Origin of the sequence: Burkholderia sp. MSMB1589WGS, from assembly GCF_001636105.1 — a bacterium.
Lineage (GTDB): Bacteria > Pseudomonadota > Gammaproteobacteria > Burkholderiales > Burkholderiaceae > Burkholderia > Burkholderia humptydooensis.
Genome location: NZ_LNJT01000006.1, coordinates 55773 through 76030, shown reverse-complemented (window position 1 = coordinate 76030; position 20258 = coordinate 55773). Strand labels below are relative to the sequence as shown.

General features: G+C 65.6%; 16 protein-coding genes and 1 pseudogene. 9 read left to right on the top strand and 8 right to left on the bottom strand.

The window, feature by feature from the left end; translation table 11 throughout:
- Positions 1-44: 44 nt before the first annotated feature.
- A complete protein-coding gene (locus WT16_RS02715; RefSeq protein WP_063532657.1) occupies positions 45-1079 on the bottom strand; it encodes a LacI family DNA-binding transcriptional regulator in 1035 nt (344 codons plus the stop codon).
- 14 nt (positions 1080-1093) lie between these two features.
- Here WT16_RS02715 and WT16_RS33415 point away from each other — a divergent pair, with 14 nt between their 5' ends.
- Positions 1094-1279 (top strand): hypothetical protein, encoded by a 186-nt coding sequence (locus WT16_RS33415; RefSeq protein WP_063532656.1) that lies wholly within the window; start codon positions 1094-1096, stop codon positions 1277-1279.
- Between the two features lie 863 nt (positions 1280-2142).
- Here WT16_RS33415 and WT16_RS02705 read toward each other — a convergent pair.
- Positions 2143-3543: a diguanylate cyclase gene (locus tag WT16_RS02705; RefSeq protein ID WP_006026287.1), complete on the bottom strand. Its 1401-nt coding sequence runs from the start codon at positions 3541-3543 to the stop codon at positions 2143-2145.
- A gap of 463 nt (positions 3544-4006) precedes the next feature.
- On the opposite strand from WT16_RS02705, the gene WT16_RS02700 reads away from it, so the two are divergent.
- The 6 genes from WT16_RS02700 (at position 4007) to WT16_RS30010 (ending at position 11393) form a co-directional block, all read left to right on the top strand.
- Positions 4007-4609, top strand: coding sequence for a DUF1326 domain-containing protein (locus WT16_RS02700; protein WP_063533040.1), 603 nt, complete (start codon positions 4007-4009; stop codon positions 4607-4609).
- 49 nt (positions 4610-4658) lie between these two features.
- Positions 4659-5453, top strand: coding sequence for a DUF2182 domain-containing protein (locus WT16_RS02695; RefSeq protein ID WP_063533039.1), 795 nt, complete (start codon positions 4659-4661; stop codon positions 5451-5453).
- Positions 5454-5774: 321 nt separating this feature from the next.
- Positions 5775-8408, top strand: coding sequence for a type VI secretion system Vgr family protein (locus tag WT16_RS02690; RefSeq protein WP_063532655.1), 2634 nt, complete (start codon positions 5775-5777; stop codon positions 8406-8408).
- Positions 8408-9262, top strand: coding sequence for a DUF4123 domain-containing protein (locus WT16_RS02685; RefSeq protein WP_063532654.1), 855 nt, complete (start codon positions 8408-8410; stop codon positions 9260-9262). Before WT16_RS02690 ends, WT16_RS02685 begins: the two co-directional genes overlap by 1 nt.
- Positions 9263-9292: 30 nt before the next feature.
- Positions 9293-9778: a DUF3304 domain-containing protein gene (locus WT16_RS30015; RefSeq protein WP_082743528.1), complete on the top strand. Its 486-nt coding sequence runs from the start codon at positions 9293-9295 to the stop codon at positions 9776-9778.
- 22 nt (positions 9779-9800) lie between these two features.
- Positions 9801-11393 carry a DUF2235 domain-containing protein gene (locus WT16_RS30010; protein WP_082874676.1) on the top strand — a complete coding sequence of 531 codons (1593 nt, stop codon included), beginning with the start codon at positions 9801-9803 and terminating at the stop codon, positions 11391-11393.
- A gap of 731 nt (positions 11394-12124) precedes the next feature.
- Here WT16_RS30010 and WT16_RS02660 read toward each other — a convergent pair.
- Positions 12125-12763 (bottom strand): FMN-binding negative transcriptional regulator, encoded by a 639-nt coding sequence (locus WT16_RS02660; protein WP_015601748.1) that lies wholly within the window; start codon positions 12761-12763, stop codon positions 12125-12127.
- Between the two features lie 146 nt (positions 12764-12909).
- Between WT16_RS02660 and WT16_RS02655 the strand changes: the two genes are divergently transcribed.
- Complete coding sequence (locus WT16_RS02655; RefSeq protein WP_063532651.1) at positions 12910-14451, top strand: PLP-dependent aminotransferase family protein; 1542 nt, start codon at positions 12910-12912, stop codon at positions 14449-14451.
- Between the two features lie 146 nt (positions 14452-14597).
- On the opposite strand, the gene WT16_RS02650 is transcribed toward WT16_RS02655, so the two are convergent.
- Positions 14598-15134 (bottom strand): Lrp/AsnC family transcriptional regulator, encoded by a 537-nt coding sequence (locus WT16_RS02650; RefSeq protein ID WP_063532650.1) that lies wholly within the window; start codon positions 15132-15134, stop codon positions 14598-14600.
- Positions 15135-15253: 119 nt separating this feature from the next.
- Here WT16_RS02650 and glmS point away from each other — a divergent pair, with 119 nt between their 5' ends.
- On the top strand, positions 15254-17128 hold the full coding sequence (glmS, locus tag WT16_RS02645) for a glutamine--fructose-6-phosphate transaminase (isomerizing) (protein ID WP_063532649.1): 1875 nt from the start codon (positions 15254-15256) through the stop codon (positions 17126-17128).
- Between the two features lie 23 nt (positions 17129-17151).
- On the opposite strand, the gene WT16_RS02640 is transcribed toward glmS, so the two are convergent.
- The 4 genes and pseudogenes from WT16_RS02640 to WT16_RS02625 form a co-directional block, all read right to left on the bottom strand.
- Entirely contained in the window at positions 17152-17766 is a 615-nt protein-coding gene (locus WT16_RS02640) for a class I SAM-dependent methyltransferase (RefSeq protein ID WP_063532648.1), read from the bottom strand.
- Positions 17767-17831: 65 nt separating this feature from the next.
- Positions 17832-18179, bottom strand: a complete 348-nt coding sequence (locus WT16_RS02635; RefSeq protein WP_006026301.1) for a DsrE family protein — start codon at positions 18177-18179, stop codon at positions 17832-17834.
- Positions 18180-18189: 10 nt separating this feature from the next.
- The gene (locus WT16_RS02630) at positions 18190-18843 is read right to left on the bottom strand and encodes a metalloregulator ArsR/SmtB family transcription factor (protein WP_015601697.1); all 654 of its coding nucleotides are present in this window, start codon (positions 18841-18843) and stop codon (positions 18190-18192) included.
- An 84-nt stretch (positions 18844-18927) separates the two neighbouring features.
- A pseudogene (locus WT16_RS02625) lies at positions 18928-20249 on the bottom strand (carotenoid oxygenase family protein).
- Positions 20250-20258 lie beyond the last annotated feature (9 nt).

The following is a 20258-nucleotide window of genomic DNA, read 5'->3' as shown; positions in this document are numbered from 1 at the left end:
GAAGCGAAAGGGGCGAAGAGGGCAAAAGCGGGCGAAAGCGGGTTTCACGCGATGCGCGACGCGCGCGCACTGTGAGCATCGCGCGGCGGCGTGACGGTCGCGCCATCGCGCACCGCGTGCGGCAAGGTCAGCGCGGGTTGCGCATGGCGCTTGCCGGCGATGCGCTCGGCAAGACGCCGCCATGCGGCGCGGCCGATCTCGCGATTCGGCGTCGCGACGCTCGCGAGCGGCGGCGCGAGCAGCTCGCCGACCGCGAGGCCGTCGAAGCCGAGCACCGACATGTCGTCGGGCACCGCGAGGCGCGCGTCGCGCAGCCCGCGGATCACGACCATCGCGAGCCAGTCGTTGCTGCAGAAGAGCGCGGTCGGCCGCGATGCGCGCGTGGTCAGATGCGCGAGCATCGCGTGCGGCAGCGCCGGCGCGTTGAAATCGAGCTCGAGCGCGGGCAGCGGTTCGAGCCCGTGCTCGCCGAGCGCCTGCGCATAGCCGCGCACGCGCAGGCGCGCGCGGTCCGACGCGTCGAGCGAGCCCGCGAGCATCAGCACGCGCCGATGGCCGCGCTCGATCAGCATCCGCACGCCGTCGTACGCGGCGCGGCGGTTGTCGACCGCGACCGACGGACGATGCGGCGTGTCGTTGTGCATCAGCACGTAGAGCGGGCCGTCGCGGTCGAGCTCGTCGAGGAGCGGGTGCGCGTCGGCGTCGGCGACGGTCAGCATCAGCCCTTCGACGCGCTGCGCGCGCAGCGTCTCGATCGCATGACGCTCTCGCGCCGCGTCGTATTCGGTCGACATCACGATCAGCTTGAAGCCGGCTTGCGTCGCGAGCTCGTCGACGCCTTGCAGGCATTCGGCGAACACCGGATTCGCGAGCGTCGGCAGCACGACGCCGATCAATTGCGTGCGGTCGCTGCGCAGTTGCCGGCCGAGCGGATTCGGGCGGAAGCGCAGCGCGCCGATTGCCGCGTGAATCTTTTCGAGCGTCGCGGGATGGACCGTGTGCGGCGCGTTGATCGCACGCGACACGGTTGCGATCGAAAAGCCGGCGAGCGCGGCGACGTCTTTGATGGTCGGCGTCATGAGGCGGGAGGCGGATGCGTGTAAACGTTTTCGTCGACGGGATTATCGGGGGCGTCGATGAAGAACTGATGACGGCGGCGATGGCGGTCGTCGGCGGCGATGTCTGGAGAATGAGCGGCGGCTTCGGGCGACGCCGGATCGAGCGTGCTCGGGCTGCATTTTCAGGGGCAAATCGGAAGGGCGCGCGCGAGCAGTGGTAGAATCGCGTCCGCCCTTGCCGGGGTGATGAAATTGGTAAACATAGCGGACTTAAACGATTGAGTGCCCGGCCGGAAACGGCCGGTGCAGAACCCTTCAAATTCGGCGAAACCCCTGGCGCGCGATGCGCCGAGGCAACGCCGAGCCAAGCCCCGAAGCGGCCGAGAGCGCGGCGGCGGGGAAGGTGTAGAGACTAGACGGGGGGCGCCTAACGCGCATGAGCGGCAGCAAGGCTCGCGCGCAATGGCGAAGGCATAGTCCAGCGCACGAACGGCGCCGCGCGGCGCCGGCTTCGAAAGAAGCAGTGTGACGAAAATCCGCCGCCTTAACTGGCTTGCCGGTTCGAGTCCGGTCCCCGGCACCATCAACTATTCCTCGAAATTCCCGATCGGTCGAAAAAACCTTGATAAATCAAGGTCGCATCGCTGAAGCCGCGTTACACGAAAGCGCCGCCAGTGGAAAAGCAAGCGGGGTATGGGAGATTTCCGATGACGGCTGCGCAGCGATAGAGCGCGTGCTGCTCATGCGCTCTTGCCCGACTGGTTGTTCGTGTATGCGATGCTCGCGTCGAGCAGGCCGCAGAGCGCGACTTCGTTTGTAACATGACGGGCATTCCAGGAATGCGGCGCGACGATTCGGCGTATAGAGTGCTTCGTTCGATGAAAAAATCGCGCAAACCGCGTGGCGTGCGCAACGTGGGCGGCGCGCGATGCCGCCCGGAAGTTGGGCCGGAATCGGCTGTCGCGCCGCTCAAACGAACTCGAACGTGCGCACGCGGCGTTGCCGGGTGCGCGCGAGCGATGCGTCGGCATGCACGCTGCCGATCGAATCGTCGACGATGCGTACTTCGCGTCCGTCCTGCCGCCTACGACGAGACCACGCGATTGCGACCCTCGTTTTTCGCGCGATAGAGCAGCTTGTCGGCGGCGCTCAGGATTTCGTCGACGGTGTCGCCGTCGCGCCCGTATTGCGACACGCCGATGCTCACGGTCACGGGCGTATGCTTGCCGTCGATGCCGAACGGCGCGTTCGCGATCGTGGTCCGCACGCGCTCCGCGATGCCGCTCGCCGTGTCGGCGAGCATGCGCGGCAGCAGCACCATGAACTCCTCGCCGCCGACGCGCGCGATGTGGTCGTAGGGGCGGATCGCCGCGAGGCATTGGCGCACGAAATTGCGCAGCACGACGTCGCCGACCTGATGGCCGTAGTTGTCGTTGATCGTCTTGAAGTTGTCGAGATCGAGCGCGAGCAGCGAGAACGCGGTGCCGTCGCGCTTCGCGCGCGCGATTTCCGCCTGCATCTGCTCGATGAACTTGCGCCGGTTCGACGCGCCCGTCAGCGGATCGGTGGTCGCGAGGTGCTCGAGTTTCTGATTGGTGCGCTTGAGCTCCTGCAGCGCGCCTTCGGTGCGCGCCATCGATTCGGCGAGCCGCGCCATCAGATCCTGCTGGCTGTAGACGGTCGCGAACGAGCGAGTCGTCATCAGCGCCTGGACGACGCCGAAACTCAGCATGAAGAAGCCGCCCGCGAAGATCGCATGCGCGAGCCACCACATATGATTCCACGGCTTGCCGAGAATGAATGCGATCGACGACAGCGCGAACGACGTCACCGAGATGGCGTAGACGAGCATCAGCGGCGAGCGGATGCGCCGCGCGAGCAGCAGCGCGACGTTGATGAGCGACACGATCATCGCGCCGCCTTCCATCGAGGTGCGCGTCCACGGATGGCCGGCGATCGGCGAGTACGAGATGGCGGCGACCGCGAAGCAGACGAGCACGAAGCCGACGATCCACGGCAGCCACGTCGAGAACCGCGTGCGCTGCTCGGGCGGATCGGCGTCCCGGAAGTACGACAGTTGCCCGACGAGCAGCAGGAGCGACATCACGAGGCGCGACGCGGGCCCGTACAGCAGGAACAGCCAGATGTTCCGGTGCGCCATGCCGGTGAACGCGCCATGCAGCGAGTAGATCAACGCGAAGCCGAGGAAGCCGAGCGTGAGCCAGCGCAGCAGCGGCTCGCCCGACGACAGATAGCAGCGCCACGTCACGTAGGTGACGAACAGGCCCTCGAGCGTCGCGGCGGCGATCGCCAGTTCGTGGAACTGATGATTTTCGAAGATCAGCCGCGGATCGACGAAGAATCGCACGTAGGCGATCAGGAACGCGGGCACGAGCGCGAAGCCGATCAGCAGGCACGCGGTGTAGATCCGGGCGATTATGCCGATCGCACGCGGCGATTCATGGGCTGTGTAGACGGTGCTCACGGTGGCCTCCGCAACGCTGTCTGGATCGAAGTGGGAAATTGGCGGCGCGCCGGGCGGTGAACCGTCTGGCGCGTTGGGTCTCGCGCCGCCTCGTTTCGCTATGCGTCGTGTGTTGTCTGACGTGAGTATAGGCGTCGCCTTTCGTTTGACAATACGGTCGGATCGGTTTCATGCACTCGGACGGGTAGCCGACGTGGCCGATTGTGCAGCGGCGAGCAGCACAGGCGGGCCGCGAAATTGGTGATGAAACATTCGCGAGCAGCCGGCCGCATCGTTTCGGCGCGCCATTCGATCGCGCAACCATTCGACGCACGTCGACGGAAACGCGGCGAACCGCGTTTCGCATGTAAAAGACCCTAGGGTTTTCATGGGTCGCGAAGGGGCCGCCACGCCGGGGCGGCGTGAATATAGTTAACCGATGGACCGGCTCGAATCCGGTATGTTCGTCGCGGTGGAGGTCATCATGAGCTACAGCCTGGAGGGACGCATACTCGAAGTGTGCGATTGCAAGGTGCTTTGCCCGTGCTGGATCGGCGAGGACCCCGACAACGGCACGTGCCGGGCGACGGTCGCCTACCACTACGACAAGGGCAGGATCGACGACGTCGACGTGTCGGGGCTGACGGTCGCGTTTGCCGCGTTCGTGCCGGGCAACATCCTGCAGGGCAACTGGCGGGTGATCATCTTCATCGACGAACGCGCGACCGATGCGCAATTCGATGCGCTCGCCAGCGTCTATCGCGGCGAACGCGGCGGGCCGCTCGCCGATTTCTCGAAGCTCTTCGGCGACATCGTCGCGATCGAGCGCGCGCAGATCGATTTCGACGTGCGCGACGGCCGGGGCACGCTGAAGGTGGGCAACACCACCTACGCCGAGCTCGAACCGTACCTGGGGCCGACCGGCGAACCGACGAAGCTCGTCGAGAGCATCTTCTCGACGATCCCCGGATCGCCCGCGTTCGTCGGCAAGGCCAGCACGTTCCGCATGCAGGAACAGAAGCTCGGCATCGATCTCGACCTGAGCGGACAGAACGCGATCCAGGGTTTCTTCACGTTCAATTCGTAATGCGTATCGGCGCGAAGCGCCGTTGCGCATCCACGAAGCGCGCATCGTCATGAACGCGACTTCGTCGCGCCGCGTGTTCGTGCCGCTCGCGATCGCGTCGATCGTCGCGGCATGGGGCGCGTTGTGGATGTGGGGCAGCAGCCCGTATGCGCGTTTTCTTCATCCTGTCGACTGGTCCGCGACGAATCTCGCCGGGTTGTGCCGGCTGATTCCGGCAGGGGGCGCGATCGTGCCGGCAGTGCTGCACGTCGCCGCGTGGCTGCTGATGATCGTCGCGATGATGCTGCCGACCGTGCTGCCGCTGCTGCGAACGTTCGAGCGCCTGACGGCCGCGCGGGTGGACCGCAGCCGGCTGATGCTGCTCGTCGTGCTCGGCTATCTCGCGGCATGGAGTGCGTTCGGGCTCGTCGTCCATGCCGGCGACGCCGGCCTGCACGCGCTCGCACGGCGCACGCCGTGGCTCGCGTGGCATGGATGGCTCGTCGGCGCGATCGTGCTGACGCTCGCGGGCGGCTATCAGTTCAGCCCGCTCAAGTATCGCTGCCTCGACAAGTGCCGCTCGCCGCTGATGTTCGTGAGCGAGCAGTGGCGGGGCAGGCATCCGCGGCGGGACAGCTTCGCGCTCGGCATGCGCCACGGGCTCTTTTGCGTCGGGTGCTGCTGGATGCTGATGTGTCTGATGTTTGTGGTGGGCGCGGGCAGCGTCGGCTGGATGCTCGCGATCGGCGCGGCGATGTCGGCCGAGAAGAACCTGCCGCACGGCCGGCGGCTGAGCGCGCCGCTCGGCGTCGCGCTGCTCGGGTGGGCGGCGTCGATCGCCGCGGCGGGATTGGGCGCAATGTGAGACACGGCGCCCCGGCTCGTCCGGTCAAGAAAGCCGGCAGCCGGGTGACGCGGCGGACAATGAAATCGGAAAGACCTGACGTATCAATCTTTCTAGCGTGAAAAGTAGAGGAATATTCGCAAAATATCTGTCCATTTTGGTTAGCCGGACTTGGCCGGCGCGCCGGAGGCTGGCTGCTTTCAAGTTTTCCCCAGCGGATTTGGTATCCTTATTCGCCAAAGATGGCGGTTCGCCGGTACCGATACTGCGCTCGATCGCCTGACAACAAGGGGCGCGACGCGCCCCATTCCGGCGAACCTGAGAAAAAAAAGGATTTGAACCATGACGTTGGGGCCACGCGGGCCGCAGGAGGCGGCGTTTGCGCCGGTCTTCGAGGCGATTCATCGCGGGCTGTTGCAGCGCGAGCGGCTGCTGAAGCTCGACACGCCGCTCGGCGCGAACACGCTGATTCCGTTGCGCGCGGTCGGCGACGCCAGGCTCGGCCGCGATTACACGTGGACAATCGACGCCGCGACCACGCGCGACGACCTGAATCCCGACGCGCTGATCGCGCAGCCCGTGACGCTGTGGCTCCAGCAGCCGCGCGGCGTGCTCGACCTGAATGCCGACTACCGGCCGATCCACGGCTATGTGCATACCGTGCGCCGGCTCGGGGCCGACGGCGGCCTGACGTCGTGGCAAATCGGCTTTTCGTCGGCGCTGCACTTTCTCCGGCATCGCCGCGACGAGCATTTCTGGCTCGACCGCGATGCGCAGGACATCCTGTCCGACGTATTCAATCGCTATCCGCAGCTTCAGGGCGCATTCCGGTTCGCGCTGAGCGGGGCGCTCGCGAAGCGTTCGTATTGCCGGCAGAGCGAAACCGACTGGCACTTCGTCAACCGGATCATGGAAGACGAAGGGCTCTATGGCTACTGGACCCACGACGGTCGCGAGCAGAAGACGATGCTCAGGATCGTCGATCGCGTCGAGGCGCTGCCGGACGCCAAGCCGCTCGACTTCTATCGAGGCCATGCCGGCGACGAGTTCGACGGCTTGACGCAATGGGCAACGCTGCGCCAGTTGAACAGCGTGCACGTCGCCTCGCGTTCCGGCGACTACCAGCGCCCGGCGACGCCCTTCGAGGTCCGGCAGTCGGTGCAAACGACCCGCTATGTCGAGCAGACGAACTGGCGCACGCAGGAGCAGAAGGCGATTCCGTATCCGCCGCTCGAAGACTATAGCGCGGGTGCGTACCGGTATCCGGACTCGGATCGAGGCGTTGCGTGGGCGCGCATTCGAGCGGAGGAATACGAGTCGCGCTCGAGGCGGTACGCCGGCGTCGGCGGCTCGCGCTGGGTCGATGTCGGCGGCCGGTTCGTGCTGAACGATCATCCGGCGCACGCCGAAGCCGATCCGAAGGAGCGGGAATTCGTCGCCGTCGCGGCCCGCTGGACGATCGAGAACAACGTGCCGATCGCCCGCTCGGGCCTGCATTTCCCGTACAGCCTGCAATCGGACATCGAGCGGGCGCGCTCGGGTGAGGGCCCGGCGTTCGCGGTTGCGCCGCATCCGCAGGACGGCGCGACGGGCCTCTACGTCATCGAAGTGGACGCGCAGCGCACCGACATCGAATACCGCAGCCCGTTCGAGCATCGCAAGCCGTCCATGTCGGTCGAGATGGCGACGGTGGTCACGCCGAACGGCGAGGAGGTCTGGACCGATCCGCTGAACCGCGTGCGCGCGCGATTCCATTGGGACAGGCAGAGTCCGCCCGACGCGTTCGAGACGTCGCCGCCGTTGCTGGTCGCGCAGTCGGACACCGGGCAGCAGTACGGCGGCGTACACGTGCCGCGTCGCGGCGAGACCGTCTATGTCGATTTCGTCGGCGGCGACTGCGACCGCCCGTATATCGTATCGCGCGCGCCGGGCGGGGCGACGCCGCCGATGTGGCATTCGGACGGGCTGCTGTCGGGCTTCCAGTCGCGCGAATACGGAGGCGGCGGCGGTTACAGCGAGATGCAGCTCGACGATGCGACCGGACAGGTGCGCGCGCGTCTGCTGAGCAAGACGCGGGGCGACTACAGTCATCTGACGCTCGGCTACGGGATCGTTCAGCGGGGCAATACGCGCGGCCGCTATCTCGGCTCGGGCTTCACGTTGCATGCCGACCAATACGGCGCGGTCCGCGCGAATCGCGGCCTGTACATCGGCACGCACTCGACCCGCCATGACGCCGAGCAACTGGACGTGGACGCGGCGCGCGATCAACTGAAGGACGCGGCCGAGGTGCTCGCGCAGCAGTCGTCGCTGAGCGAGCAGCATCGCGCGGAGAGTCTGAAAGCGGGTCACGACGCGCTCACGGAACTGACCGACGCGACGCGGCAGCCAGTCGAGCCGGGCTTGAGCGGCGGGCGCACGTCGGGCGGCGGCACGGGCAGCGCGAACGGCTTCAAGGTGCCGGCGATGCTGCTCGGCAGCGCGGGCGGCATGGGCCTGACGACGTTTCAGTCGCTGCACACGTCGGCGGATCGGCACGTGAACGTCGTCGCGGGTCAAAACGCGTTCGTCGCGACGGGGAAGTCGTTCGTGGCAAGCGCGGGCGAGAAGGTGAGCGTGTTCGCGCAGGACGGGATCAAGCTGTTCGCGAAGGACGCGGTTCAAATCGAGTCGCATCGCGAGACGATCGATCTGATCGGCCAGAAGACGGTGCGGATCGTGTCGGCGACGGAGCGCATCGAGATCGCGGCGGACAAGGAGATACTGATCACGTCGGGGCAGGCGTACATCCGCCTGAAGGACGGGGACATCCAGATCCATGCGCCGGGCAAGATAGACATCAAGGGCAGCATGCACAGCTTCTCGGGCCCGGCCGGCATGCCGTATCCGATGCCGACGCAGCCGGATGCGGTGTGCGTGCCGTGCATGATGAAACGCGCGGCGGGGCGATCGGCGTTCGTGTCGACGGGGGGCTGATGGATACGCAAACCGTGTTCGGCGAGGCCGATTCGTTAGGGGCGCACCTATATGTGCTCGTCGACCCGTTGCAGAACGGCAGTCTGCCCGGTGCATTGTCGGTCCGGTCGGATCATGTCGCGTGCCTGATGGACGGCGGAGCGGACGTGCGGGCCGTTTCGCCGCACCTCGTCTATATCCCCCCAAGCAACTTTGAATCGGCGCGCGCATGGCTGGAACGACATGGACCGTCATCGCCGTGCGCGACGCTGCTCGCATCGCCATTGCCGCTTGCAGCGCTCGCGGAGCATCTGAAGTCGTTTCTGCGCGTGCGCTTGCCGGATGGCGAACCGATCGTGCTCGCGTATTGGGATCCGGCGATACTGGCGACGCTGGTCGGTTCGGCGGAAGACGAGACGCTGTTCGTGAAGGGGCCGGTGTTGTCCGACGCGCAGCGTCAGGCATGGCTCACGCCGATCCTGAGGTGGACGTATTGGGATCGCGAAGGCACGCTGCGTCAGATCGACTGGCGTCAGGATCGGATGCCGGCCTCCGCCGCGACGCTCAAGCCGCCGTTCAAGCTCGATCAGGGGCAGGTGGATGCTTTGATTGATGCCAGTGTGCCGGACGGCGTGTTGCTGCATTTTGCAGAACGTGCGCCGAGTTTACTTGCCGACATGCCGGAGCGTGAGCGATATGGGTTTATCTGTCGGCAGATCAATCGCGCTCGACAGCGCGGCATTGAGGGAACGGGCGCATGGATGGAATACTGCGCACTGGCCGCACGGCATGGAGAAGCGTTTGACGCAACGTCTGAAGGTGCTGCGTTGTTGACGTTGTTGTTGCCGGCTGCGAACGATCGGCTGCAAGCATAATCACGGCATTTGTAGACAGGGACGTACAAGATGACCTTTGCTAAGTTTCGGCACACAGCTTTGGCTGCGGGTTTCGCCGTCTTTACGCTAACGGCCTGCGCTGGTTCCAACCTCTTGCCTGATGATCCGTTTGCAGGTCGAGGACAGCCGCTTTCAATGGTGCCGATCAATCATTCCGATCGCTACGCATTAAATATATTTGTTGACAAATATTGGGCGGGTGTGGTTGATAGTCGTTCGGGAGGGATGAATTCTGTTTGCTGTTTCCCGGGTGGGGGAGACTGGAGCAAACCTGTTACTGTGACTTGGGAATGGGGAACCGAAGAAGACCCGAAGACTAAGGTCGTCACGCAGCAACGGGAGAAACATAGTGTTCAGATTCACTTTCCATCTGGAGGGCCTCATCAAGATCCTGATCCGTACAAAACCGATGCGTACCTCTGCGTCATTCTGCGGGATCTCAATACCGTTATATTGGCATTTGCATCGAGCCCACCAGCATGCGCTGCCAAGTAACGTCAATTGAGGGGGAGTAATCATGTCGGTTCGACAAGCTGCTACACCTATTACAAACGAAGAGCTTAAACGTGTGGCGATCGATGGTGGCATGAGGCTCGCCGTTCGGCAATGTCCGGCCGATCGTGACGACGCGATCGCATGCCGGCTTTATCCAGCGCTGTCGTTTTTCTTCGATGGCACCAACAACAACATGGAGCGTGATCTTCCACTCAAGAAGCACACGAACGTGGTTAAGCTTTTTCAAGTCACAAAGAACTCCTTGGCTCAAGATTCCGCTGCTGTCTATATTCCGGGCGTCGGAACGCCGTTCCGGTTCCCCAAGGTTGTGGGCTATACCGACCAGTTAAAAGATGACGACGGGGGAACGCTTGGGCTAGGGTTGGGTGTGGGCGGTGATTTACGCATCAAGTTTGCGCTTGCGGAATTCTCTCGGCAATTGCACGTTATATGGGGACCGGGATCATGGGCGCACATGCGCGAAATCACTTTGGCGGTCTTTGGGTTTTCTCGGGGAGCAACAGAAGCGCGTGCATTTGCTCGACGATTCGTCAAGGAAAAATGCACGAAAGACGGGGGTAAGCTGTATTGGACCTCCCCGAGCGGCGTGCGTGTGCCGTTGCGCATCAACTTTATCGGGCTATTCGATACAGTCGCTTCGGTGGGTGGTCCGGCCTTGCATCTCGACTGGGCGTCGGAGTTGGCGATTCCGGCAGAGGTCGAGCGTTGTGTGCATTATGTTGCCGCGCACGAGGTGCGGCAGGCGTTTCCGCTCGATTCGGTGCGCGTCGACAAGACTTACCCCGATAATTGCGAGGAGGTCGTGTACCCCGGCGTGCATTCCGATGTCGGAGGCGGATATGGACCAGATGAGCAGGGGCGGCACCAAGATCTGTCGTTGATTCCACTGCGCCATATGTTCGCCGAAGCCTTGCGCGCGGGAGTGCCTTTGACGCCTCTTGATCAGATGAAGGTAGATTTCAGGGCGGACTTCGATTTGCGTGACGACGCGCGAGTCGTAAAGCTGTACAGTGACTATATGGCCGCCCTGCCGTCCGCATCCGGCGACACGCTCGAAGCGCTGATCCAGCCGCATCGTTACCTTAATTTTTGGTGGCGTGGCGTCTTGGCTCATAACAATGCGGATGCTCGCGTGCTGGGGAATAGGTACGCGAAATTCAGCGATTCATTTTGTAAGGCAGTGCCAGCGGGAACCGACGCGGATCATCCCGCCTGCCAGTCGAACGAGTGGGTCTACGACGTGCCGAAAGACCCGGAAGAGCAAGCAAAGCAGCTTTTACGCGAGCAGAAGCGACTCATACGGCACATCGAATTCCTGCGTCATCCGGTTGAACGTCGCGCTGGTCCCCAGAGCTATCCGCCGATGCCGCGCTCCTTGACGCCCTACGAGCAAATGACCCTCTCGGCATGGGATGCGCCGGGCGCGCCGGTGGCGGCTGTCGATCAACTGTTGGCCGAATATGTGCATGATTCGGTCGCGGCTTTCACGTCGTGGCCGTGCGCGCTCTACGAGCAGCGCGGGATTTACTGCGACCAGACGCGGTATCTGGCAGAGAACGATTCCATTGGACCAAGCGATGTGGCCGTCGCGTGAACGCGATGCGTACACGCCTCTATCCGATCCTCGTCGTGCAATCGAGTGGATATCAGGTTGAGCGACCGTTACTTGGTCACGCGATCACAAGCATATCCAGCCTTTTGAAGCACGATGGGACAGACCACGATGCTTACCATCGAGGACACTAATTGCCAACGAAATGTAAGTCTGGCCGACTGGACGAATGAGACGGACATGGACTACCGAAATCTCGATCTCCCGCCGGAAGCCGAAAACGTTGAGCTAAGTCACTTCGAGCCAGGCGATGAGTGGTTTGCCTCCGCGTCCCCGGAACTGCAGTAGGCGGCGATGCTGCGTCGGTTTTTCGATCGCTACGAAGATACTGCGAATCAAGCTCCTTGGGATGGCAAAGACAAGGAATATGTATTTGTCTGGGGTGGTCCCTACGATTCAAACGATGAAATACAGGATCGCACCGGGAGTATTGTTCCGTACGAGGTTATGGAACCAGTCATTAGCGACTTGCATCGCGATGTGGGTGATGAGTGGGCGCCGATCGAGCATGAGGGCGTCGATTACGATGCCCGTTCGAACCTGTTCCCTCGTTGTTGCGATTTCGGGAAGCCGCTGCCGACGATCGACGCGGCGCGCCGCCGGATCGCCGGCGCACGGTTCGTCTGCCGGAAACGACGATCCCGGCATCGCGCGCGACGCCAGAGTTCCGGATTCCGAACGAAACGAATCCGGTGTCGCCGCCGTCGTCGCGCCTATTCCGGTTTCTCGTCGGCCTTCGCGAGCATCAGGTCGCCGATCGTATCGTTGCCGCACGCCTTCAGCGCTTCGCCCGCGCCGCGGATGTCGCGCGCCTCCTTGTTCTGCCCGATCTTCCATTTGCCGACGAGCCGCGTGATGTCGATCTGCAGGCCGACAATCGACTGCAGCATCGTGTCGATGTAGTCCTTCGGCGCGTCGCCGATTTGCCACGGCACGGGCTGCGTCGCCTCATGGGTGCGCGTGAGGCGCGCGACCACGCCGCGCACGAACGGCTCGTCGTCGCGAACGGCGATCCGTCCGTGCGCATGGACGACAACGTAGTTCCACGTCGGCACCTGCCGGTGGAATTCGTGCTTGCTCGGATACCAGTTCGGCGAGATGTAGGCGTCGCCCGCGCGGAACACGACGAGAACCTCGTCGCCGCTCGACACGTGCTGCCAGACGGGGTTCGCGCGCGCGACGTGCGCGCGCAGCGCGCCGAGCGGTCCGTCGCCCGGCGCGAGCTCGAACGGAATGTGATTCGCGTCGAGTCCGCCGGCGCCGTGCGTGATCAGGATGCCGAGCGGGTGTCGCGCGATCAGCGCGTGCAGGACGTCGGTGCGGCGTTCGTCGAAATGGGCGGGGACGTACATGGCGGCTCCACGGTCGGGCTGCGTTCGCGCAGCGTATCGGGGTTGAAGTCGGGGGTTGAAGTCGGGGTTGAACGATGCGGCCATTGTCGTCTCGAACTGGTTTATTCTGTAGAGCCAGTTTGAACAGTTTCTGGTGAACCGGAATTATGGCGAGACGCGCCCGCATCATCGAGATTCCGTCGCTCGGCACGCTCGACCGAGCGGCCGGCAACCTGAGCCGGCAGTTGGCGCAAGCGCTGCGGGACGCCGTTCGCGACGGCGAGGTCGAGCCGGGCGACGCGCTGCCGTCCACGCGGTTTCTCGCCGCGTCGCTGCGGATCGCGCGCGGCACGGTGGTCGACGCCTACGAGCAGTTGATCGCGGAAGGGTTTCTGGAGTCGCAAGGCGGCGTCGGGACCCGCGTCGCGCATGCGCTCGCCGAGCCGTCGCATTCGCGAATCGCTCGCGAAGCGCCGCGCGCCGCGCGCCGCCGCGAGACGTCGGCGGCGCGTTCGGCCCTGCCGCAGCCGGCTGCCGCGTATGCGCGCGTCGCGCGGGAGTTCGAGCCCTTGCCGCCGGTGCCGTTCGCGATTTCGGTGCCGGTCGGCGCGACGGCGCCCGACGACGTGTGGCGCCGCCTCGGCAACCGCCTGCGGGCGAAGGGAGCCGCCGCGCCGATGGGCTATGCGGAGCCGCAGGGCGTGCTGCCGCTGCGCGAAGCGATCGCCGACTATGTGCGCAAGTCGCGCTCCGTGCATTGCGAGCCCGATCAGATCATCGTCACGAGCGGCACGCAGCAGGGGCTCTTTCTCGCGTGCCAGGTGCTGCTGGGCGCGCACGATCGCGCGTGGGTCGAAAATCCCGCGTATCGCGGCATTACCGCGATTCTCGAATGCGCGGGGCGGCGCGATGCGATGGTGCGCGTGCCGGTCGACGCGGAGGGCATCGACGTCGACGCGGGCATCCGGCTCGCGCGCGATGCGCGCGCCGCGTTCGTCACGCCGTCGCATCAGTATCCGCTCGGCATGCCGATGAGCATGGCGCGGCGCAGCGCGCTGCTCGCGTGGGCGCGCACGGACGGCGCATGGGTGATCGAGGACGATTACGACAGCGAACTGCGCTTCGGGGGCTATCCGTTTCCGTCGCTCCAGGGGCTCGATCCGGACCGCGTCGTCTATCTCGGCACGTTCAGCAAGATCCTGTTTCCGTCGTTGCGGCTCGGTTATCTGGTCGCGCCGGACGAACTGGTCGACGCGTTTCGCGGCGCGCGCGTGCTGATGGATCGCCACGCGCCGACCGCGGACCAGCACGTGCTCGCGGCCTTCATCGCCGACGGGCATTTCGATCGCCACATCCGCCGCGTGCGAGGCGTGTATGCGGAGCATCGCGCGCAACTGATCGATACGGTCGGCAGGCTGCTGCCCGACGATCTCGCGTGGCTGCAGCCGGGCGATCAGGGCATGCATGCGGTGCTCTGGCTCGCGGCGGGCGTCGACGACCTGCGCGTCGTGGCGATGGCCGCGCAGGCGGGCGTCGCGGTTCGCGCGGTGTCGCCGATGTTCGCGCCGGGCACGGCGCGCCCCGGCCTCGTCCTCGGCTTCGGCGGATTCAGCCGCGAGCAGATGGATGCGGCGGCGCGGCGGCTTGCCGAGGTGATTGCCGCGGCGGGCGGCGAGGCGTCGCGCGCGCGGGCGGGGCGGCGCCGTTAGCGTGACGTCGATGCGTTCGGCGCGTGGGGCTGGCCGTTTGTGATGCGATCGTGATTGAAGGCGAAGGCGGGGATGACGCGCGGCAGAACCGCATCGTCGATGAGCGACGGCCCGCCGGCGCGAGCGACCCCGTCCGATCGACGCCGTCAGCCGCCCGCCCGCTTGCCGAGCGTGACGCTCACCGGCGCGTTCGCCTCGAATTTCGCGCGATGCGTCGAGAAGAACGTTCTCACGTTGCGGACGTTCGACGCGTGCGTGAACAGCCGGCGCGCGAATTCGTCGTACGCGGGCATGTCGGCGAGGTCCGCGACGACGACGAAGTCGGGTCCGGGCGACACGCGATAGCACTGCGTCACTTCGGGCTGCGCGCAGACGTACGTCTCGAACGCGTCGTAGTCCTCGGCCGTCTGCCGATCGAGGCCGACCTCGATGATCGCGGTGACGGTCGCGCCGATCTTGCCGCGATCGAGGACGGCGATCCGGCGCTCGATGATCCCGGCCTCCGTCAGCTTGCGCACGCGCCGCATGCAGGTGGGCGGCGACGACAACGCGCGTTCGGCGAGCTCCACGTTCGAGATCGAGGCGTCGGCCTGCAGCGCGGCGAGGATGCGAAGGTCCAGTTCGTCGAGATGGGCGGCGGCCAAGCGGTTCTCCTGCGATGTCGGTCTGAAATTTAATTTCATATCAATGGTTAATGCCATATAAATTTCAAAACACTAAAATTTTTGAAATTAAATTCCATTCAGGCGATTCTACCATCGCGTTCATCGATCCCCGAGCGGATCGTTTTACGGAGAGCGATATGTGTGGAATTGTCGGCGCGGTGGCGCGGCGCGACGTCGTGCCCAACCTGGTGGACGGTTTGAAGCGGCTCGAATATCGCGGCTACGATTCGTGCGGCGTGGTCGTCTATCAGGACCGGCGGCTCGTCCGGGCGCGCAGCGTCGATCGCGTCGCGACGCTGCAGCGCGAGATCTCGGCCCGCGCGCTGTCGGGCTATGCGGGCATCGCGCACACGCGCTGGGCGACGCACGGCGCGCCCGTGACCGCCAACGCGCATCCGCATTTTTCGCCGGGCGTCGCTGCGCCGGGCGTCGCTTCGCCGGGCGTCGCTGCGCCGGACGAAACCCGCGCGCGGATCGCGCTGTCGCACAACGGCATCATCGAGAACTACGAAGCGCTGCGCGCGGATCTCGAGCAACACGGCTACGCGTTCGCGAGCCAGACCGACAGCGAGGCGATCGCGCATCTCGTCGATCATCTGTACGACGGCGACCTGTTCGACGCTGTGCGGCGCGCGGTTGCGCGGCTGCGCGGCAGCTATGCGATCGCGGTGATGTGCCGCGACGAGCCGCACCGGATCGTCGGCGCGCGCGACGGGATGCCGCTTGTCGTCGGCATCGGCGACGGCGAGCACTTTCTCGCGTCCGACGCGATCGCGCTGTCGAACGTCACCGACCGGATCGCGTATCTCGAGAACGGCGACGTCGCCGACATCCAGTTGCATCGCCACTGGATCGTCGACGCGAGCGGGCAGCGCGTCGAGCGGGCGGTGCACACGATCGCCGCGCACGGCGGGGCGGCGGATCTCGGCGGCTATCGCTGCTACATGCAAAAGGAGATTTTCGAGCAGCCGCGCGCGGTTGCCGACACGCTGCTCGACGTCACGTCGATCATGCCCGAGCTGTTCGGCGACCGCGCGTGGCGCGCGCTGAACGCGGCGGATTCGGTGCTGCTGCTCGCGTGCGGCGGCAGCTACCACGCGGCGCTCACCGCGAAATACTGGATCGAGAGCATCGCCGGCTTGCCGGCGAACGTCGAGATCGCGAGCGAGTTCCGCTATCGCGACTGCGTGCCGAATCCGCAGACGCTCGTCGTCGCGGTGTCGCAAAGCGGCGAGACGGCCGACGTGCTCGGCGCGGTGCACGCGGCGAAGCGGCTCGACATGCTGAACACGCTCGCGATCTGCAACGTGCCGACGAGCGCGCTCGTGCGCGAATGCGCGTCGAGCTTCATCACGCGGGCGGGCATCGAGGTCGGCGTCGCGTCGACGAAGGCGTTCACGACGCAGTTGGTCGCGCTGTTCCTGCTGACGCTCGCGCTCGCGCAGGTGCGCGCACGGTTGCCCGACGAGGACGAGAAGCGGCACCTGCATGCGCTGCGCCATCTGCCCGATGCGATGAGCAAGGTGCTCGCGCTCGAGCCGCAGATCATCGCGTGGTCCGAGCGGCTCGCGCGGCGCGAGAACATGCTGTTCCTCGGCCGCGGGATGCACTATCCGATCGCGCTCGAAGGCGCGCTGAAGATGAAGGAGATTTCGTACATCCACGCGGAGGCGTACGCGGCGGGAGAGTTGAAGCACGGCCCGCTCGCGCTCGTGAGCGACGAGATGCCCGTCATCGCGGTTGCGCCGAACGACCGGCTGCTCGAGAAGCTGCGCTCGAACATGCACGAGGTGAGCGCGCGCAACGGCAGGCTCTTCGTGTTCGCCGACGTCGACTGCGGGCTCGCGAGCGCGCCGGGCATCGACGTGATTCGCCTCACCGAGTACTACGGTCCGCTGTCGCCGATCCTGCATGCGATCCCGATGCAACTGCTGGCGTTTCATGCGGCGCTCGCGCGGGGGACCGACATCGACAAGCCCCGCAATCTCGCGAAGTCGGTGACGGTCGAGTGACGATGCCGGCGGCGTGGCCGTCTTCAGGCCTTGCGAAACACGCAATAGAGAAACTGCTGGGCGGCGTCGGCCGGCGTGCGGTGCGTCTCGTACGAGGCTTCGACCAACGCGAAGCCGGCGCCCAATTCCCGCGACAGTTCGTCCGGGCCGTATCGGACGACGTCGAGGCCGCTGCAGCGCGCGGGACCCGCCGGCCCGAACGTGGCGATGACGACGCAGCCGCCGGATTTCAGCGACGCCGACAGCCGCTCGACGTATGCGCGTCGCGCCGCGCGCTCGGTGAGGAAGTGGAACACGGCGCGGTCGTGCCATACGTCGTATTCGTTCGCTGGCAGATCCGCCTGCGTGATGTCGGCGTCCATCCACTGGACGCGCGACGCGGCGTCGCCGAGCCGGCGTCGCGCGACGTCGAGCGCGACGCTCGACACGTCGGCCACCGTCACGTGCTCGTAGCCGCGCGCGAGCACATCGTCGACCAGGGTCGACTCGCCGCCGCCCACGTCGATGATGTTCGCGCCGAGGCCGGGGGCGAATCGGTCGATCAAGCGGAGCGAGGTGTCCAGGTGCGGGCGATACCAACTGAGCGCGTCGGCCGCCTTCGTGCGATACACCGCTTCCCAATGCTGTTTGCTGTCCATGTCTGTTATCACGATGGCCGAGCGATCCGGGCTCGGTGATGACGGTTTTCGTCGTTGCGCGAGGCTCAGAACACCAGTGCCTTGTCGGCCCACACGGACCATTCGGCCAGTTCGTCCATCGAGCTTCGGTGCGCTCCGGCGACGAGGTCGTCGACCGCCAGGCCCCTTGCATTCATGCACGTCCCGCAAACGCCGACGGCTCCGCCGCTTCGAATGACGGCTCCCAGCATCACTTCGAGGTTGTAGAAACCCGCCGGCACCTTTTGCCCTTTGTGCGCGGCGGCGACGGCGTCTCCGACGAGGAAGATCCTGACTTCGTGGCCGCCTCTCGACAGCGCGCCCGCCAGCCGGACGCCGTTGTAAGCGCGCTCGGTGCCGTAAGGGGCATCGTTGAGAATCAGCAGGGTCTTCATCGCATCCTCGTCATTCTTCGAGGGGAAGGCCTCGGGCGCGCCATTCCGCGACGCCGTCGGTCAAGTGGAACGCCTGGTATCCGCGCCGGCGCAGCAGTTCGACCGCGTCCTTGGCCATCAGGCAGAACGGCCCCCGGCAGTACGCGACGACGGGCACGTCCTTCGGCAATTCGCCGAGCCGCTTCCTGAGCTCCGCGAGCGGAAGCGAGCGCGCGTGAGGCAGGCGGCGCACGCTGTACTCGCTCGAAGGGCGCACGTCGAGAACGACGATCTCGCCCGCCGCCGCCTTTTTCAGGATGTCGCGCCGGTTCATTCCGTGCAGTGCGTCGCGATGCTCGACGATCGCGCCGAGCGCCATTTGCAGCTCGACGAGACGTTCTTCCGCCTCGGCGCGCAACGCGACCCACAGGTTCGCGACGCTGTCGCCGGCGAGGCGGTAGAGCACATATTTGCCTTCCTTGCGGCTGTCCACCATGCGCGCCTGACGCAGCTCCTTCAGATGGGCGCTGGCGAGCTTCACGCTGATGTCGGCCTGCGACGCGAGCATCTCGACGGTTTTTTCGCCCTGGCACAGCAGCTCGATCAGTTCGAGCCGCTTCGGGCTCGACATCGCCTTGCCGATGCGCGAAACCTGGAGGTACAGATGGTCTTTGGCGTCTCTCATGCCAACATTCTAGTAATTGTTGGAATGAATGTGAAGCGAAGATTGCAGGCGGCGAACGGCGCGGGTTCGCCGCATCGATCCCGCTCAGCCGTTGCCCGGCAGCCAAGCGCCGTGAAAACCCGCCGGGATGCGTCGCGGCAGGTGCACGGTCGCGATTGGCCCGTCGTCGATCGACCGGCCGTCGAGGATCACGACGTCGCTCGTATCCGTTGCATGGCGATACACGCAGGCGAGGAGCCACCCGTCGTCCTCATCGATCGCGCCCGGGCGCGGGACGAACACCGGCTCGCTGTTCTGGTCGCCGGGCGGCACCCGGTAGCGCTGCGTCGAGCCGCCGTCGACGTCATAGCGGACGACGCCGCGCAATTCGACGTGGGTCGGCTGTTCTGCCGCATACAGGAACCGGTGGCGGCGGCCGGTGCGGCTCTCGTTGATCCGGGGCAGCTCGATGCCGGCGTCGTCGAGCGGTTGCTCGGCGACGGTCCCCGCGACGAGATCGATCGTATAGCGCCACAGCACGCCAACCGGATTGGCGTCGAACCCGCGGCCGTCGCGCGCGACGCGCAGGAACCACGGATAGCGGACGACGTCGAGCACGATCGCCGGGCAATCGATGTCGTACGCGTTGACGACGTGCTGGATGAAGCACGGCGCGATGTCGAACCAGCGCATGTCGCCGCCGCGGCGCGGCACGACGCCGATGCGCGCGCGACGCTCGTCGTGCCAGCGCAGCGGCATCCGGTGGCCGCGCGACAGCATCGAGAAGTCATACGCGACGTTCAGGTCGAACACGATGCTGTGCGTCGCGGTGATCGCGATGTCGTGCATCATCGACGGCGCGGGCAACGCGATCTCCGTGTCGACGGTCTGCACGCCGGCCGCGTTCGCGACGCCGTAGCGCAGCCACGGCTGGTTCCAGTCGGCGCGAAAGGCGATCAGCTCGCCCGTTTGCGGATCGACTTTCGGATGCGCGGCCATCCCGCGCGCGAGGCCCGGATGGCGCCGCGCCGATGCTGTCGAGCCCGGCCGTGATCGCGAGCGGCGCGCCGCCTTCGGCGAGCGCGAGGATCTCGCCCGCGTGGGCGAGCACGCTGACGTTCGGATTCGTGTCGACGAGCAACGGCGCGCGCCGGATCGTACACGCGCGCCCAGCGCTGCGTGCGCGCCCAGCGGTTGCGGTAGCGCGTCGCGCGGCCGTCGCCGAACGTTATCGCATGCAGCATCGCGTCTTCCGGCCACCACGACAGCACGCCGCCGCCGTCGAAGCGGCCGCGCAGCGGATTGGGCCCGTTGCGCACGAGCACGCCGTTCAGGTCGCGCGGAATCGCGCCGGTCATGCGCAGGTCGACGGCGTCGACCTCGTCGGTCACGGGCGCCAAGGCGCCCGCATTCAAATCGATGGTCATCGTCGTCTG

Bases quoted from the DNA above. Each gene is read 5' to 3' on its own strand.
- WT16_RS02715 (WP_063532657.1), bottom strand. From the start codon at position 1,079: ATGACGCCGACCATCAAAGACGTCGCCGCGCTCGCCGGCTTTTCGATC.
- WT16_RS33415 (WP_063532656.1), top strand. From the start codon at position 1,094: ATGCGTGTAAACGTTTTCGTCGACGGGATTATCGGGGGCGTCGATGAA.
- WT16_RS02700 (WP_063533040.1), top strand. From the start codon at position 4,007: ATGAGCTACAGCCTGGAGGGACGCATACTCGAAGTGTGCGATTGCAAG.
- WT16_RS02695 (WP_063533039.1), top strand. From the start codon at position 4,659: ATGAACGCGACTTCGTCGCGCCGCGTGTTCGTGCCGCTCGCGATCGCG.
- WT16_RS02690 (WP_063532655.1), top strand. From the start codon at position 5,775: ATGACGTTGGGGCCACGCGGGCCGCAGGAGGCGGCGTTTGCGCCGGTC.
- WT16_RS02685 (WP_063532654.1), top strand. From the start codon at position 8,408: ATGGATACGCAAACCGTGTTCGGCGAGGCCGATTCGTTAGGGGCGCAC.
- WT16_RS30015 (WP_082743528.1), top strand. From the start codon at position 9,293: ATGACCTTTGCTAAGTTTCGGCACACAGCTTTGGCTGCGGGTTTCGCC.
- WT16_RS30010 (WP_082874676.1), top strand. From the start codon at position 9,801: ATGTCGGTTCGACAAGCTGCTACACCTATTACAAACGAAGAGCTTAAA.
- WT16_RS02660 (WP_015601748.1), bottom strand. From the start codon at position 12,763: ATGTACGTCCCCGCCCATTTCGACGAACGCCGCACCGACGTCCTGCAC.
- WT16_RS02655 (WP_063532651.1), top strand. From the start codon at position 12,910: ATGGCGAGACGCGCCCGCATCATCGAGATTCCGTCGCTCGGCACGCTC.
- WT16_RS02650 (WP_063532650.1), bottom strand. From the start codon at position 15,134: ATGAAATTAAATTTCAGACCGACATCGCAGGAGAACCGCTTGGCCGCC.
- glmS (WP_063532649.1), top strand. From the start codon at position 15,254: ATGTGTGGAATTGTCGGCGCGGTGGCGCGGCGCGACGTCGTGCCCAAC.
- WT16_RS02640 (WP_063532648.1), bottom strand. From the start codon at position 17,766: ATGGACAGCAAACAGCATTGGGAAGCGGTGTATCGCACGAAGGCGGCC.
- WT16_RS02635 (WP_006026301.1), bottom strand. From the start codon at position 18,179: ATGAAGACCCTGCTGATTCTCAACGATGCCCCTTACGGCACCGAGCGC.
- WT16_RS02630 (WP_015601697.1), bottom strand. From the start codon at position 18,843: ATGAGAGACGCCAAAGACCATCTGTACCTCCAGGTTTCGCGCATCGGC.